The sequence below is a fragment of the Meiothermus sp. genome (genome assembly GCF_037443965.1).
GTDB lineage: Bacteria > Deinococcota > Deinococci > Deinococcales > Thermaceae > Meiothermus.
Genome location: NZ_JBBINI010000001.1, coordinates 1 through 12748, shown reverse-complemented (window position 1 = coordinate 12748; position 12748 = coordinate 1). Strand labels below are relative to the sequence as shown.

The 12748-nt window shown below is 60.1% G+C and carries 13 protein-coding genes; all 13 read left to right on the top strand.

Annotation, left to right across the window (positions count from 1 at the left end; genetic code table 11):
* Positions 1-29 precede the first annotated feature (29 nt).
* Positions 30-1202, top strand: a complete 1173-nt coding sequence (locus WKI89_RS00065; RefSeq protein WP_337867173.1) for a thiolase family protein — start codon at positions 30-32, stop codon at positions 1200-1202.
* Positions 1203-1336: 134 nt separating this feature from the next.
* Positions 1337-2002, top strand: coding sequence for a hypothetical protein (locus WKI89_RS00060; RefSeq protein WP_337867172.1), 666 nt, complete (start codon positions 1337-1339; stop codon positions 2000-2002).
* A 6-nt stretch (positions 2003-2008) separates the two neighbouring features.
* The gene (locus WKI89_RS00055) at positions 2009-2413 is read left to right on the top strand and encodes an ankyrin repeat domain-containing protein (RefSeq protein WP_337867171.1); all 405 of its coding nucleotides are present in this window, start codon (positions 2009-2011) and stop codon (positions 2411-2413) included.
* Positions 2413-3087 (top strand): ankyrin repeat domain-containing protein, encoded by a 675-nt coding sequence (locus WKI89_RS00050; RefSeq protein ID WP_337867170.1) that lies wholly within the window; start codon positions 2413-2415, stop codon positions 3085-3087. Before WKI89_RS00055 ends, WKI89_RS00050 begins: the two co-directional genes overlap by 1 nt.
* 316 nt (positions 3088-3403) lie before the next feature.
* Positions 3404-3607 (top strand): nucleoside deaminase, encoded by a 204-nt coding sequence (locus WKI89_RS00045; RefSeq protein ID WP_337867169.1) that lies wholly within the window; start codon positions 3404-3406, stop codon positions 3605-3607.
* 509 nt (positions 3608-4116) lie between these two features.
* Complete coding sequence (locus tag WKI89_RS00040; protein WP_337867168.1) at positions 4117-5862, top strand: acyl-CoA dehydrogenase family protein; 1746 nt, start codon at positions 4117-4119, stop codon at positions 5860-5862.
* A gap of 67 nt (positions 5863-5929) precedes the next feature.
* Entirely contained in the window at positions 5930-6475 is a 546-nt protein-coding gene (locus WKI89_RS00035) for a Uma2 family endonuclease (protein WP_337867167.1), read from the top strand.
* 40 nt (positions 6476-6515) lie between these two features.
* On the top strand, positions 6516-7709 hold the full coding sequence (locus tag WKI89_RS00030; RefSeq protein WP_337867166.1) for an acyl-CoA dehydrogenase family protein: 1194 nt from the start codon (positions 6516-6518) through the stop codon (positions 7707-7709).
* A gap of 15 nt (positions 7710-7724) precedes the next feature.
* On the top strand, positions 7725-8771 hold the full coding sequence (locus WKI89_RS00025; RefSeq protein WP_337867165.1) for a phosphotransferase family protein: 1047 nt from the start codon (positions 7725-7727) through the stop codon (positions 8769-8771).
* A gap of 68 nt (positions 8772-8839) precedes the next feature.
* On the top strand, positions 8840-9763 hold the full coding sequence (locus WKI89_RS00020; RefSeq protein WP_337867164.1) for an arginase family protein: 924 nt from the start codon (positions 8840-8842) through the stop codon (positions 9761-9763).
* Positions 9764-10250: 487 nt separating this feature from the next.
* On the top strand, positions 10251-10727 hold the full coding sequence (locus tag WKI89_RS00015; RefSeq protein ID WP_337867163.1) for a hypothetical protein: 477 nt from the start codon (positions 10251-10253) through the stop codon (positions 10725-10727).
* A 152-nt stretch (positions 10728-10879) separates the two neighbouring features.
* The gene (locus WKI89_RS00010) at positions 10880-11536 is read left to right on the top strand and encodes a DNA methyltransferase (protein WP_337867162.1); all 657 of its coding nucleotides are present in this window, start codon (positions 10880-10882) and stop codon (positions 11534-11536) included.
* Complete coding sequence (locus tag WKI89_RS00005) at positions 11526-12668, top strand: Eco57I restriction-modification methylase domain-containing protein (RefSeq protein WP_337867161.1); 1143 nt, start codon at positions 11526-11528, stop codon at positions 12666-12668. Before WKI89_RS00010 ends, WKI89_RS00005 begins: the two co-directional genes overlap by 11 nt.
* Positions 12669-12748: the final 80 nt, after the last annotated feature.

Below are 12748 nucleotides of genomic sequence, written 5' to 3'. Positions count from 1 at the left end.
TTGACTCAGTATAACTTTTAGGAGCAGCCATGAAAGAAGCCGTAATCGTAAGTGCAGTTCGCAGTGCCGTAGGGCGCGGCAAGAGCGATGGTTCCTTGGCCTCGGTTCATCCGATTGATTTGTCGGCAACGGTGATGAAAGCGGCTGCCGAGAAGGCCGGTGTGAACCCGGCTATGATCGAAGACATCCAGTGGGGTTGCGCCATGCCCGAAGCCAGCCAAGGCCTGAATGTGGCGCGGCTATCGATGTTGCGGGCAGGATTTCCAGTAGAGGTGTCGGCAGCCACCATCAACCGTTTCTGCTCTTCGGGCCTGCAGAGCGTAGCGTATGCGGCCCAAGCCATCCTGAGTGGCATGAACGAGGTGGTGTTGGCTGGTGGGGTAGAGATGATGAGCCAGGTGCCGATGTCGGGCTATCACACCGTGCTTCACCCCGAACTGACCGAGGCCTACATTGGTATGGGTTTCACCGCCGAGCGGGTCGCGGAGCGTTGGGGCGTGGGCCGTGCCGACCAGGACGCCTGGGCCTACCGAAGCCACCAGAAAGCCCTAAAAGCGCAGGAGAGCAAGGCCTTCGACGATCAGATTGTGCCCATCCCGGTCAAGAAGGTGAGCTGGAAGGGTAGCAAGCGCACCGTGGAGGAAGTCCACTTTGCCAAGGACGAGTTGCCCCGCGCCGATACCAGCCTCGAGCGCCTAACCAAACTGCGCCCGGCTTTCAAGGAGGGCGGCAGCGTAACGGCCGGTAATGCCTCGCCTTATTCGGATGGGGCGGCGGCCCTGCTTCTCATGAGCGCCGATAAGGCCAAAGAACTGGGTCTAAAACCCCTGGCCAAGTTCATCAGCTTTGCAACCGGGGGGGTTGACCCCGACATCATGGGTGTAGGGCCCATCAAAGCGGTGCCCAAGGCCCTGGCCAAAGCCGGTATTGGGATGGATGACCTAAAGCTGATCGAATTCAACGAAGCCTTTGCCGCGCAGGTGCTGGCGGTGATGGGAGAGCTACAGATGAACCCCGACAAGGTGAATGTCAACGGTGGCGCCATTGCGCTGGGGCACCCACTGGGCGCAACGGGGGCTAAGCTCACCACCCAACTCGTGCACGAACTGGGCAAGCGTGGGGGTGGGCTGGGTATGGTGACGATGTGTATCGGCGGTGGCATGGGGGCGGCGGGGGTGTTCGAGGTGTATCCCAGGGCTTAGGGGGTGCGACCAAGTTCGGTGGTGGCAGTCGCACTCTCGGCCTAGCAGGCTTGCTATCCAGAAGCAAGCTCTCGAGAGCAAGTCGTATTTGAGGTTTGAAGCTGGTTTCGGGCTAAACCGCATTGAAGAGTGCCATGAGCTATAAATCGGGGGGTGAGATGATGCGCCTTGTTCTGGTAATAGGACTTTTGATGTTGGCCGCTTGTGTGCCCGCTCCGCTGGGAAGTGGAGCCTTCGCACCTCTCAACCTCAATACATCTCCAACCATAAGTGTTTCGGCGGGGCAAAACGGGTATTTCAGTAAGAGCTATGACCCGATTGGTTGGCGGGTGACGTATGTGTTTGATGCCGCAACCCACGATCTTCTGGGTCGTTCGTATGAGGTGATAAGCCGTCCTAGTGTACTGGTTTGGGGCAATCAGCCGGACTATGTGCTCAAGGATTTGGGTCAGCCGAATCGGTTGTGGTGTTTTACCAGTACCAGAGGGCAGGGCCTCATGAGTTTCACCGTGCAGGTACGGCCTATCCAGCTTCCGGCGGGCTGGAGCCTAGATGTGGTAGAGGCTCGAGGTCAGCTCGAGTGCAAGCCTACCGATGCGGTCTGGAACCATCGTCCGGTTTTGGGTGGCGTGTCGGGACGATACACGCTGGTTTACGAGTTTGATACTCAGTACCGTTTTGTCTATGTACTCAGGGTTCCAACCGGTGCGGCTCCTGGACAGTATCCCTTGCAGTGGGAGGTGACTGACCTTAGAGAAGGCAAATCGGTGGTTGAGGGGGCCTGGGTTACGGTGCGATAATACCTTATGCGCCGCCCTAAAGCGCCCTGGTATGCCTTGGCCCTGCTGGGCTTGGCGCTCTGTGGGCTGTGGAGTATTTCGGCCACCAACCAGGTGCGGGCTGATTTCGACCAGGATGCCCGCATTCTGCACCGTATCCTTTCGCAAAAAACGGAGCAGCATGAGGCTGTGCTCTCGAGCCTGGTGGCGCTGGACAAAACCGGGGTGAGCGGGGCCACGCTCTCGAGTTTTGCCGAGGCCGTCATCCTGGGCGATGGGGGAAGCCGCCACACCGAGATTGTGCGGCTGCTGCTGGCGGCGGGGGCCAACCCCAACCTGGCCGACCGCGACGGCGTGACCCCACTGCAACACGCCCGCAGGCGGGGCTACAGCTCGATGATCCGGCTCTTGGAGCAGGCTGGAGGTCGCTGATGAGGCCCCTGATGCTGGGTCTGCTATCCGGCCTGGCCCTCGCGTTGGCGCAGGTTCCCCCCAGCCAGGCCGAGGTGCGGGGCTACAGTGGACTGCTCGCAGCGGTAGCGGTAGGCAGGCTGGCGGAGGTCGAGCGGCTGCTCAAAGCTGGGGTTAAACCGGATACGCGCGACGAGCACGGACGTACCCCCTTGCTGGTGGCGGCCCACCTCGGGCACCACGCGGTGGCGCGGGTCTTGCTGGGTGCCGGCGCCGATCCCAACGCCCTCGATCGCCAGCGCTACGATCTCATCACCATCGCCGCTGTGCGCAACGATGTGGAGATGATCCGCATAGGGCTGGCGGCGGGGGCCAGCCCCCGCAACGTCACCAGCCCCTACGACGGCACCGCCCTGATCGCTGCGGCGCACCTGGGCCACGTCGAAACGGTGCAGACCCTGATCGCGGCCAAAGCTCCGCTTGACCATGTGAATAACCTGGGCTGGACCGCCTTAATCGAAGCAATCGTGTTGGGTGATGGCGGTCCCCGGCACACCGCCGTGGTGCGGGCCTTGGTGGCTGCCGGGGCCAATGTGAACCTGGGGGATCGTTCCCAAACCACCCCCCTGGCCCTGGCCAGACAGCGTGGCTATAGCGAGATGGTTCGCATTCTGCAAGCAGCAGGAGCGAGGTGAGCCATGCAGCGACGCCGGGTACTGAAGATTTTTATAGCCCTAACCCCACCCTTTTCTGAAGCAACCGGTCTTGGCCCAAGCTCCCAGGTACTCCAGGCCAGAGCAACAGCGCTTTATGTGCCGTGCCGCCGAGCTGCGCCAGCAGGCCGTGGGTGCGGGCGACCAAGCCTATGGCGCGGTGGTGGTCACACCGTTTCCGCTTGAATCCTTCACCGCCCGCCGCAGTCAGAGGTGAAGGATTCAAGCCGACCGAAGGGAGTAGAAAAGCATTTCGGTAGTATCGTTTAGGCTTGCCGAAGTGAACGATACTACCGAAATGCGTATCAGAGATGGGCAGGTGGTGGGTGAAGGCCTCAGCCGCGTGGTACTGAGCCGCGATCCAACGGCCCACGCCGAGATGGAAGCCATACGCGACGCGGCGAAACGCCTGGGAACCCGTGATCTGCGCGGCTGCGAGTTGTACTCCACCTCGAGGCCCTGCAAGATGTGCGAGACTGCGGCGTACTGGGCGGGGGTCTAGAGGATGTGCTTCGGCATAGAGGTCACCGATGCTGGGGTGCCGAAGTATCCCTCTTGCTGAGGGTCAAGACCCCCTGACGTTGACGACCCCGACCCGGTTGCGCACATAAGAGCTTTCTAAGTGCTCCGGTAACTTAATTCCTGGGATGGATTTGGCTCCCCTAATATCTGGGAGTTGCTTTGAGCGCTTCATTTGGGGAACTTCACTGCATATCAATCTTTAACTTACCAAACTACCAAGTGTCTCTATAGTTGAAATGCGAGATCCGATCCCCAAAGATCAGTTGGGGAATTGCGTCAGGTACGCCTTGCCGATTCCGCTGGTTTTGCCAATTCACCCTGGCGCAGCTTATAGAGCCCCCTCCCAGGGGGGCTTTGCGGATGAACGAAATGCGGGGTGAGCTCGCTGCATGGGGAGGCTGTTTGTATTTCTGCCGATTGACGCAACCCGCCCTTTCGGCTAAACTTTATACTCAGTATAAGTTTTTGAGCCGAGACGAGGTGTTTACCATGATCGCAGACAAAAAACTCTCAACCAAAGGCGGCGGCTGGCTCCTGGAGAAGCCCGAGCAGATCTTCACCCCTGAAGACTTCGACGACACCACCCGCATGATTCAGGAGACCGTGCGGCAGTTTGTGGAAAAAGAGTACCGCCCGGTGGCCGAGGCCCTGGAGCATGGTGAACTCGAGCACAACATCCCACTGCTCCGAAAGGCCGGTGAACTGGGCCTATTGGGCGTAGAGGTCGGCGAGGAGTACGGCGGCCTCGACCTGCCCAAAACCGTCAGCACGGTGATTGCCGAGGCCCTGGCCGGCACCGGCGGCTTCAGCGTGACCTACGGGGTGCAGACCTCCATCGGCCTGCTGCCGCTGGTCTACTGGGGCACCAAGGAGCAGAAAGACAAATATCTGGCCAAACTGGTCTCGGGCGAGCTAATTGCCGCCTACTGCCTGACCGAGCCACAGTCCGGCTCCGACGCCATGGGGGCCAAGACCCGCGCCGAGCTTTCCGCTGATGGCAAGCACTACATCCTGAACGGTACCAAGATGTGGATCTCCAACGCCGGTTTTGCCCACCTCTTCACGGTGTTCGCCAAAACCCCGGAGGGCCTCACCGCCTTCCTGGTCGAGCGCGACACCCCCGGCCTGCGCCTGGGCGGTGAAGAGAAGAAGATGGGCATCAAGGCCTCGAGCACCCGCCAGGTCTTCCTGGAAGACGTGAAGGTGCCGGTCGAGAACGTGCTGGGCGAGCTGGGCAAAGGCCACAAGATCGCCTTCAACGTGCTCAACGTGGGGCGCTACAAGCTGGGCGCGGGGGCCATTGGGGGGTCTAAGGGGGCCCTGGCGCTCTCGGCCAAGTACGCCCAGGAGCGCGTTGCTTTTGGTCAGCCCATCGCCAACTTCGGCCTGATCCAGCAGAAGCTTTCCGAGATGGCCACGCGCATTTTTGCCGGTGAGAGTGCGGTCTACCGCACCATGGGCATGATTGACCAGGCCCTGAGCAGCCTGGACAAAGCCAACGCCGCCGAGGCGGTGCTGGCGGGCATCGAGGAGTATGCCATTGAGGCCAGCATCATCAAGGTGCTGGGCTCCGAGGTGCTGGACTACGTGGTGGACGAAGGCGTACAGATTCACGGGGGCTACGGCTACTCCGCCGAGTACGAGATCGAGCGGGCTTACCGCGATAGCCGCATCAACCGCATCTTCGAGGGCACCAACGAAATTAACCGCCTGCTGATTCCGGGCATGCTTTTGCGCCGGGCCATGAAGGGCGAGCTGCCCCTCTTCGACGCGGCCATGAAGCTGCAAAAGGAGCTGCTGGAGCCCAGCTTCGAGGAGCCGGAGGACAAGGAACTGGCCCAGCTCGAGGGCCTCAAAAAGCTGGCCCTGGCGGTGCTGGGTCTGGCTGCTCTCAAGTACGGCAAGCAGATCGAAGAAGAGCAGGAGGTGCTGGCGGTGGCCGCCGACATCCTGATAGATGTGTTCGCTGCCGAAAGCGCCCTGCTGCGGGCCCGCCGGCTGGGTGGTGGGGTGTATGCCGAGATGGCCGCGCTCTACCTGTACCAGGCCCTCGACCGGGCCCAGGCCGCGGCGCTCTCGATTCTGCCGCGCCTGGCCGAGGGCGACGATATGCGTCTGATGGCCTCGGCAGCCCGCCGCCTGACCAAGCACGACCCCGCCGACCTGGTGGCGCTGCGCCGCCGGATTGCCCAGAAGGTGCTGGAAGCGGGCGGCTATCCCCAGCCCAAGGCCTGAATTCTCCCATATCCTTTGGGGGCGCATGGCTATGCGCCCCCTGTCTTTTCGATGCTACAATCGCCTTATGCCTTCCCGGCCGCTGCCCACCAACGTAAGTCCGGAGGAGTACCTTCGCTTCGAGGCGCAATCCGAAGCCAGGCACGAGTACGTGGATGGTATTGTCTACGCGATGCCGGGCGAGTCGCTGGAGCACAACGAGACCGTCCTGAACATTGCGCTGGTGATCAAGCCGAGGCTAAAGGCGGCGGGCTGCCGGATGGCCGTTGAGGGGGTCAAGCTCTGGCTGCCCCAGCTCAACCGCTACTACTACCCCGATGTGATGGTGCTGCGTGACCCGCGCGACACCGACAGCCACATTTTCCAGTACCCCTGCTTTATTGCCGAGGTGACCTCGCCCAACACCGAGGCTACCGACCGCCGCGAAAAGCTGCAAGCCTACAAAAGCATCGAGACCCTGCAAACCTACTGGATTGTAGACCCAGCCACCCGCAGCCTCGAGGTCTTCGAACGCAGCCAGCACTGGCAGGGCGTGTGGTTGGAGTCAGGCGCAGCGCAAGTGGCCTGCCTGGGCCTCGAGGTGCGCCTGGAGGATATCTTCGGGGTAGCCTGAGCCTGCCATTACCAAACTCCACGCGGTAGACTAAAGCCAAATGACCGCACAAACCACCGACCTGGCGCTGGAAGTTCGCAGGTTCCTCGAGGCCGAGGTGCTGCCCCTCGAGCCCATCTTCCTGAAGCATGGCTTCAAGGCTGTTCTGCCCGAGCTACAGCGGCTTCGGCAAAAGGTAAAGGAAAAGGGCTGGTGGCTGCCCCCGCTGCAAAAGCCGCTGGGTCTGGGCCTGGGCCTGGGGGCCTTCGCCCGCCTGAGCGAGGAGCTGGGCCGCAGCCCCCTGGGCCACTATGTTTTCAACACCCAGGCCCCCGACATCGGCAATATGGAGGTGCTGCTCAAGCACGGCACGCCGGAGCAGAAAGCGCGCTTTCTGGAGCCTTTGGTCAAGGGGGAGATTCGCAGTTCCTTTGGCATGACCGAGCCCGAGTACCCCGGTTCCAACCCGGTCTGGATGAACACACGGGCGGTGCTCGAGGGCGGCCAGTGGGTCATCAACGGGCACAAGTGGTACACCACCGGCTTCGAGGGCTCGAGCTTCTGCATCGTGATGTGCATCACCGACCCCGACCAGCCCAACCCCTACGCCCGGGCCAGCCAGATTATCGTGCCCACCGATACCCCTGGCTTCCAGCAGGTGCGCAAAATTTCGGTGATGGGCGAGGAAGGCGAGGACTGGATGAGCCACTCCGAGATTCGGCTGGAAAACGTGCGGGTGCCCCAGGAGAACCTGCTGGGCGCGCGCGGCAAGGGCTTCGCCATCGCCCAGGAGCGGCTGGGGCCGGGGCGCATCCACCACTGCATGCGCTGGATTGGCATCGCCCAGCGCAGCCTCGAGCTGATGTGCGCCTACGCCGCCCGGCGCGAGCTTGCCCCCGGCAAGCCCCTGGGTTCGCGCCAGGCCATCCAGCACCTGATTGCCGAGTCCCAGGCCGAGATTCACGCAGCCCGGCTGATGGTGCTGGACGCTGCCGAGAAGGTCGAGCAAAAAGGGGCCGAGGGGGCTCGAGTGGAAATCTCGCTCATCAAATTCTTTGTGGCCGGGGTGTTGCAGCGGGTGCTGGATCGGGCCATCCAGGTGCACGGGGGCCTGGGGATGTCCGACGACCTGCCGCTCTCGTTCTTCTACCGCCACGAACGGGCCGCCCGCATCTACGACGGGGCCGACGAAGTCCACAAGACCGTGGTGGCTCGAGCCCTGCTCAAGGACTATGGCCTGGATATCTCTCTCTAACCCAAGCGTACTGCCATGACCGACCAACCCGCCCCCACCCGACCCGGCGAAGAGCTGGACATTGCGCGGCTGCAAGCCTACCTGCTGGAGCACCTGCCAGGGGCCGAAGGCCGCCTCGAGGTGCTGCAGTTTCCCAGCGGTTTTTCCAACCTGACCTACCTGCTCAGGCTGGGCGAGCAGGAGCTGGTGCTGCGTCGCCCGCCGTTTGGGGCCAACATCAAGACCGCCCACGACATGGCCCGGGAGTACCGGATTCTCTCGGCCCTCAAGCCGGTCTACCCCAAGGTGCCCCGGCCCCTCCTGTACTGTGCCGACGAGGGCGTACTGGGGGCCCCCTTTTACCTGATGGAGCGGCTGCACGGGGTGATTCTGCGCACCCAGCCCCCGCCCGGCCTGACCCCCGAGCGCATGCGCAGGATCTGTGAGGCCGCGCTCGAGGCCCTGGTCGAGCTGCACCACCTGGACTATCAGAAAGCCGGCCTGGGCGACCTGGGGCGGCCCGAGGGCTATGTGGAGCGGCAGGTGCGGGGCTGGACGGAGCGCTACCAGAAGGCCCTCACCGAGGAGATCCCCGGTATGGAGCAGGCCATGGAGTGGCTGGCCGGTCACACCCCGCCAGGCTCGAGCGCTGCCCTCATCCACAACGACTTCAAATACGACAACCTGGTGCTGAACCCCGCCGACCTTACCCAGGTAGTGGCCGTGCTGGACTGGGAGATGGCCACCCTGGGCGACCCCCTGATGGACCTGGGCACCACCCTGGGCTACTGGGCAGAGCCGGACGACCCGCCGGGCCTTAAGCGCTTTGGCCTGACCCACCTGCCGGGCAACCTGCGCCGGGCCGAGCTGGTCGCGGCCTACGCGGCCCGCAGCGGTCGTAGTGTGGACAACATTGTGTTTTATTACGTGTTTGGGCTCTTTAAGGTGGGCGTGATTATGCAGCAGATTTTTGCCCGCTACCAGAAGGGCTACACCCGCGACCAGCGCTTTGCGGTGCTGATACACCTGATCCGCGAAATTGGTCAGAAGATACAGAAAGCCATCGCCACGGGCGAGGTTTAGACGTTTGTATGGCGTGTTGCTGGGCGCTGTTGTAAAAATCCCAGCAATGCAAACCAGGGGTATGCCTTATGCGATATACCGAACTCGCCTTTACCGGCCCGGCCACCTTTTTCAAAGCGCCTTACCGGCCCCTTACTGAGCCCTGGCAGGCCGAGGTGGGGCTGCTGGGTCTGCCCTACGACTTTGCGGTGGGCTATCGCCCCGGTGCCCGTTTTGCTCCTAATGCCCTGCGCGAGGCCAGCGGACGCTACGCACCGGGGCCGGAGGGGTGGTTCGACCTCGAGACCGAGACCTACCGCCTCAAGGGGATGCACCTGGTGGACGCGGGCGACGTAGACCCGGCCCAGCTCGAGTACCCCGAGACCTTCCGCCGCATCACCGAGGCGGCCCGCGCGCTGCGCGAGCGGGTGAAACTGCCGGTGTTTGTGGGGGGCGACCACTCGGTCACCTACCCGATTTTGCGGGCCTACGACGACCTCGAGGAGCTCCACATCGTCCAGCTCGACGCACACCTGGACTTCTCGGATAGCCGCAACGCCACCCGCTTTTCCAACAGCAGCCCCTTCCGCCGGGCGGTGGAGGATGTTCCAGGGCTCAAGCAGATCACCGTGGTGGGGCTGCGCGGCCTGCGCACCAGCCCCGAGGCCTACCAGGCGGCCAAAGACCGGGGTCACGCCCTGATTACCGCCTCCAGGGTACAGGAGAACCTGCCCTGGGTACTGGCACAACTTCCCAAGGGCAAGAAGGTTTACATCAGCTTCGACGCCGACGTGCTCGACCCCTCTATTTTGCCCGGCACCAGCAGCCCCGAGGTGGAGGGCCTGAGCTACGCTGAGGCCATGCAGGTGGTACGGCAAACCATCGCGCAAAACGAACTCGTGGGCTTCGATCTGGTGGAACTGGCCCCTAACCTTGACCCCAGCGGCCTTTCAGCGCTGGTGGGGGCGCGGCTCTTGGCCGAGGTGCTAGCGACGTGGGAGCGTGGGGTGTGAGGACAAGCGAGGTCCACCTCTCCAATACGGCGGAAATTGGTTTGTTTTGAATGGACAATACCGTTTCCGCTTGAATCTTTCACCGCCCTGCGTAGTCAAGGGTGAAGGATTCAAGCGGACCGAAGGGAGTAGAAAAGCATTTCGGCAGTATCGTTTAGACTTTCAAAAGTGAACGATACTGCCGGAATGCGTATAAGTGTATGGAAGCCGAAAGTCTCTGAGTTTTGGATGCTTTCTGCCGTTGAATCGGATAAAATCGGTAATGTAAAACACCTTGGACTGCTTGGTGCTGAGAGCCAGATGACAAACTCCAATGGCCGCTCGCACCAAGTGCAAGAAAGGACGGGTTTTTGGGTGAATAGAGCTTTGGTGGTTTATCGGCACTCGCCACTTCGGTATAACTCCTGTCAGGAGAGTGTTATACCGCTGGTGCGGTATAACCACTAGTTGGGCGGCTGTATCCGAACAGTGGAGGGAATGTTCTGTGATGGCAGGGTCGCGTGGAGCAAGGAATCAACAAGTTGCGCGAGCTGGCGAGTATTTCGTTGTTGCCGAATTGAACAAACGAGGTGCATTCGCCGTGCCTTTTGCCGGGAATATGCCCAGGATCGACCTCATTGCGTGCAACAGTGAAGAAAGTCGCACCATTCACATCCAAGTCAAGACAAAGCGTGGGGGGAAGAATTGGCATTCGAGTATCGTTGGCAGTCAGCCGATGGCACCCAGAGACGACGAACATAGCTTTTGGGTATTTGTTGACTTGGGTGATGCGCAAACATCCCCACGTTACTGGATTGTCCCAGAGTGGTGGATAAGAGGCGATATCTACCAGGCACATCAAACCTATCTGGAGAAGCACGGTGGCATACGTCCCGGAAATCCAGATTCAACGCATCACTCGATTGATGAGGACAGGCTTGAGCAATGGAAAGACCGTTGGGACATTCTTGGCATCTTTGAGTAAGGGGTCCGCAAATGCCGGTGAAGCCTCAATTCCAAGGTTGCCGCCCAACCCGCGCTTCAAGCCGACTGCGCTCCGCTCGCGCTTCGCGCTCGCTCCGCGCAGCGGCTTAAGCGCAAACCGTTAGCCCCCGAAGAATGCAAAGTAGTAGACTTATGAACGAACAGATCAAATCCGAACAACGCGTTGCCGATTACGGCGAGGTTTTCACCAGCCCCGAAATCGTGAATGCCATGCTCGACCTGGTGAAGCAGGAAACCGAGCGCATCGTTTCGCGCTTTTTGGAACCTGCCTGCGGAACGGGGAATTTTCTGGTGGAAATTCTGCGCCGCAAACTGAACCAAGTGGAAAAAACCTACCGCCGCAGCCAGTTGGACTTTGAGCGCAATCTGGTACTGGCCGTCTCTTCTATATACGGCATTGATATTTTGGAAGACAATGTCATCGCCTGCCGCCAGCGGCTCTTCGAGATGGCCGATGCGCGTTATACCGCTTTGTTTAAGAGCAAAGCCAAAGAGGCTTGCCGCCGGTCCCTGCGCTACATCCTGGGAAGAAATATCCTGTGGGGCGATGCCTTATCGCTCAAGACAGTTGGCGAACATCCTGAGCCGATTGTCTTTTCCGAGTGGTCTCTGGTGAATGGCAGCAAGATAAAACGGAGGGATTTTGTGTATAAGGAATTGATTGAGCAAGCCAGCCTGCGCGAATTGCCCCTGTTTTCCGATGCGGGAGAAGAGGTTTTTATCCCTTCTCCGATTGCAGATTTTCCGCCAGTTCATTTTCTGGAGATAGCCGAAGCCTATGACGATTAGCAATTACAACCCCGATGTTATCTCCTGTCTCGCCAACCTGAGCAGCGACGAGGTCTTTACCCCGCCCAACATCGTCAACCAGATGCTCGATTTGCTGCCCGCGGAGATCTGGCGCGACCCGAATGCGACCTTTCTCGACCCGGCTTGCAAGACCGGCGTCTTCTTGCGCGAGATTGCCAAGCGTTTGCTGGCGGGGCTGGAAGAAGCCATCCCCGACCGGCAGGCGCGCATCAATCACATCTTCACCAAACAGTTGTTCGGCCTCGCCATCACCGAAATCACCGCCCTGCTTTCACGCCGCAGCGTGTACTGTTCCAAGAGCGCCAACGGCAAGTACTCGGTGGTGGAAGGCTTTAGCGATGAACAAGGGAACATCCGCTATAAGCGCATAGAACACACCTGGCAAGAGGGCCGCTGCACCTGGTGCGGCGCCAGCCAAAGCGAATACGACCGCGGCCCAGACCTGGAAAGCCACGCCTACGAGTTCATTCACACGGATAATCCAAAGGAGATTTTTAATATGCAATTCGATGTCATTGTCGGCAACCCGCCGTATCAGTTGAGTGATGGGGGAGCAAAGGCAAGTGCAATTCCGATCTATCAAAAGTTTGTTGAGCAAGCCAAAAAGCTGAATCCACGGTATCTTACGATGATTATTCCTTCCCGCTGGTTTACAGGTGGACGGGCCTTGGACAGTTTTCGGAAATCCATGTTGAACGACCATTCTCTACGAATTCTTGTTGATTTCCCAGATGCAGCGGAATGTTTTCCGGGAATTGATCTGAGCGGGGGAGTATGCTACTTCCTATGGGATAGAGACAATAAAGGCCTCTGCAAGATCACCAACATTGTAGAGGGTAATTCTTCAACACTGCAACGTCCTTTGCTGGAGGATGGGTGTGACACTTTCATTCGATACAACGAGGCTATTCAAATTTTTCGTAAGGTGCGTGCCTTTGAAGAAGATAGTTTTAGTAAACTAGTAAGCTCGCAGAAACCTTTTGGCTTACGTACATATGCAAAAGGCAGAGATCATCCTTTCTCTGGTTCAGTCAAGATGTATGGGAGTACGGGTGTAACATATGCCTTCGTGTGCTACCTGCAGTCTACCCTTCCACCCCCGCCATCCTGAGCAGAAGACGGCTGCGGATGAGGTTGTGCACCAGCAGAATCAGGTTCACCCGCGCCAGGAAACCTGCAAACGACCGGGCC

Coding starts and splice junctions, on each gene's coding strand:
- WKI89_RS00065 (WP_337867173.1), top strand. CDS start 30: ATGAAAGAAGCCGTAATCGTAAGTGCAGTTCGCAGTGCCGTAGGGCGC.
- WKI89_RS00060 (WP_337867172.1), top strand. CDS start 1,337: ATGAGCTATAAATCGGGGGGTGAGATGATGCGCCTTGTTCTGGTAATA.
- WKI89_RS00055 (WP_337867171.1), top strand. CDS start 2,009: ATGCGCCGCCCTAAAGCGCCCTGGTATGCCTTGGCCCTGCTGGGCTTG.
- WKI89_RS00050 (WP_337867170.1), top strand. CDS start 2,413: ATGAGGCCCCTGATGCTGGGTCTGCTATCCGGCCTGGCCCTCGCGTTG.
- WKI89_RS00045 (WP_337867169.1), top strand. CDS start 3,404: ATGCGTATCAGAGATGGGCAGGTGGTGGGTGAAGGCCTCAGCCGCGTG.
- WKI89_RS00040 (WP_337867168.1), top strand. CDS start 4,117: ATGATCGCAGACAAAAAACTCTCAACCAAAGGCGGCGGCTGGCTCCTG.
- WKI89_RS00035 (WP_337867167.1), top strand. CDS start 5,930: ATGCCTTCCCGGCCGCTGCCCACCAACGTAAGTCCGGAGGAGTACCTT.
- WKI89_RS00030 (WP_337867166.1), top strand. CDS start 6,516: ATGACCGCACAAACCACCGACCTGGCGCTGGAAGTTCGCAGGTTCCTC.
- WKI89_RS00025 (WP_337867165.1), top strand. CDS start 7,725: ATGACCGACCAACCCGCCCCCACCCGACCCGGCGAAGAGCTGGACATT.
- WKI89_RS00020 (WP_337867164.1), top strand. CDS start 8,840: ATGCGATATACCGAACTCGCCTTTACCGGCCCGGCCACCTTTTTCAAA.
- WKI89_RS00015 (WP_337867163.1), top strand. CDS start 10,251: ATGGCAGGGTCGCGTGGAGCAAGGAATCAACAAGTTGCGCGAGCTGGC.
- WKI89_RS00010 (WP_337867162.1), top strand. CDS start 10,880: ATGAACGAACAGATCAAATCCGAACAACGCGTTGCCGATTACGGCGAG.
- WKI89_RS00005 (WP_337867161.1), top strand. CDS start 11,526: ATGACGATTAGCAATTACAACCCCGATGTTATCTCCTGTCTCGCCAAC.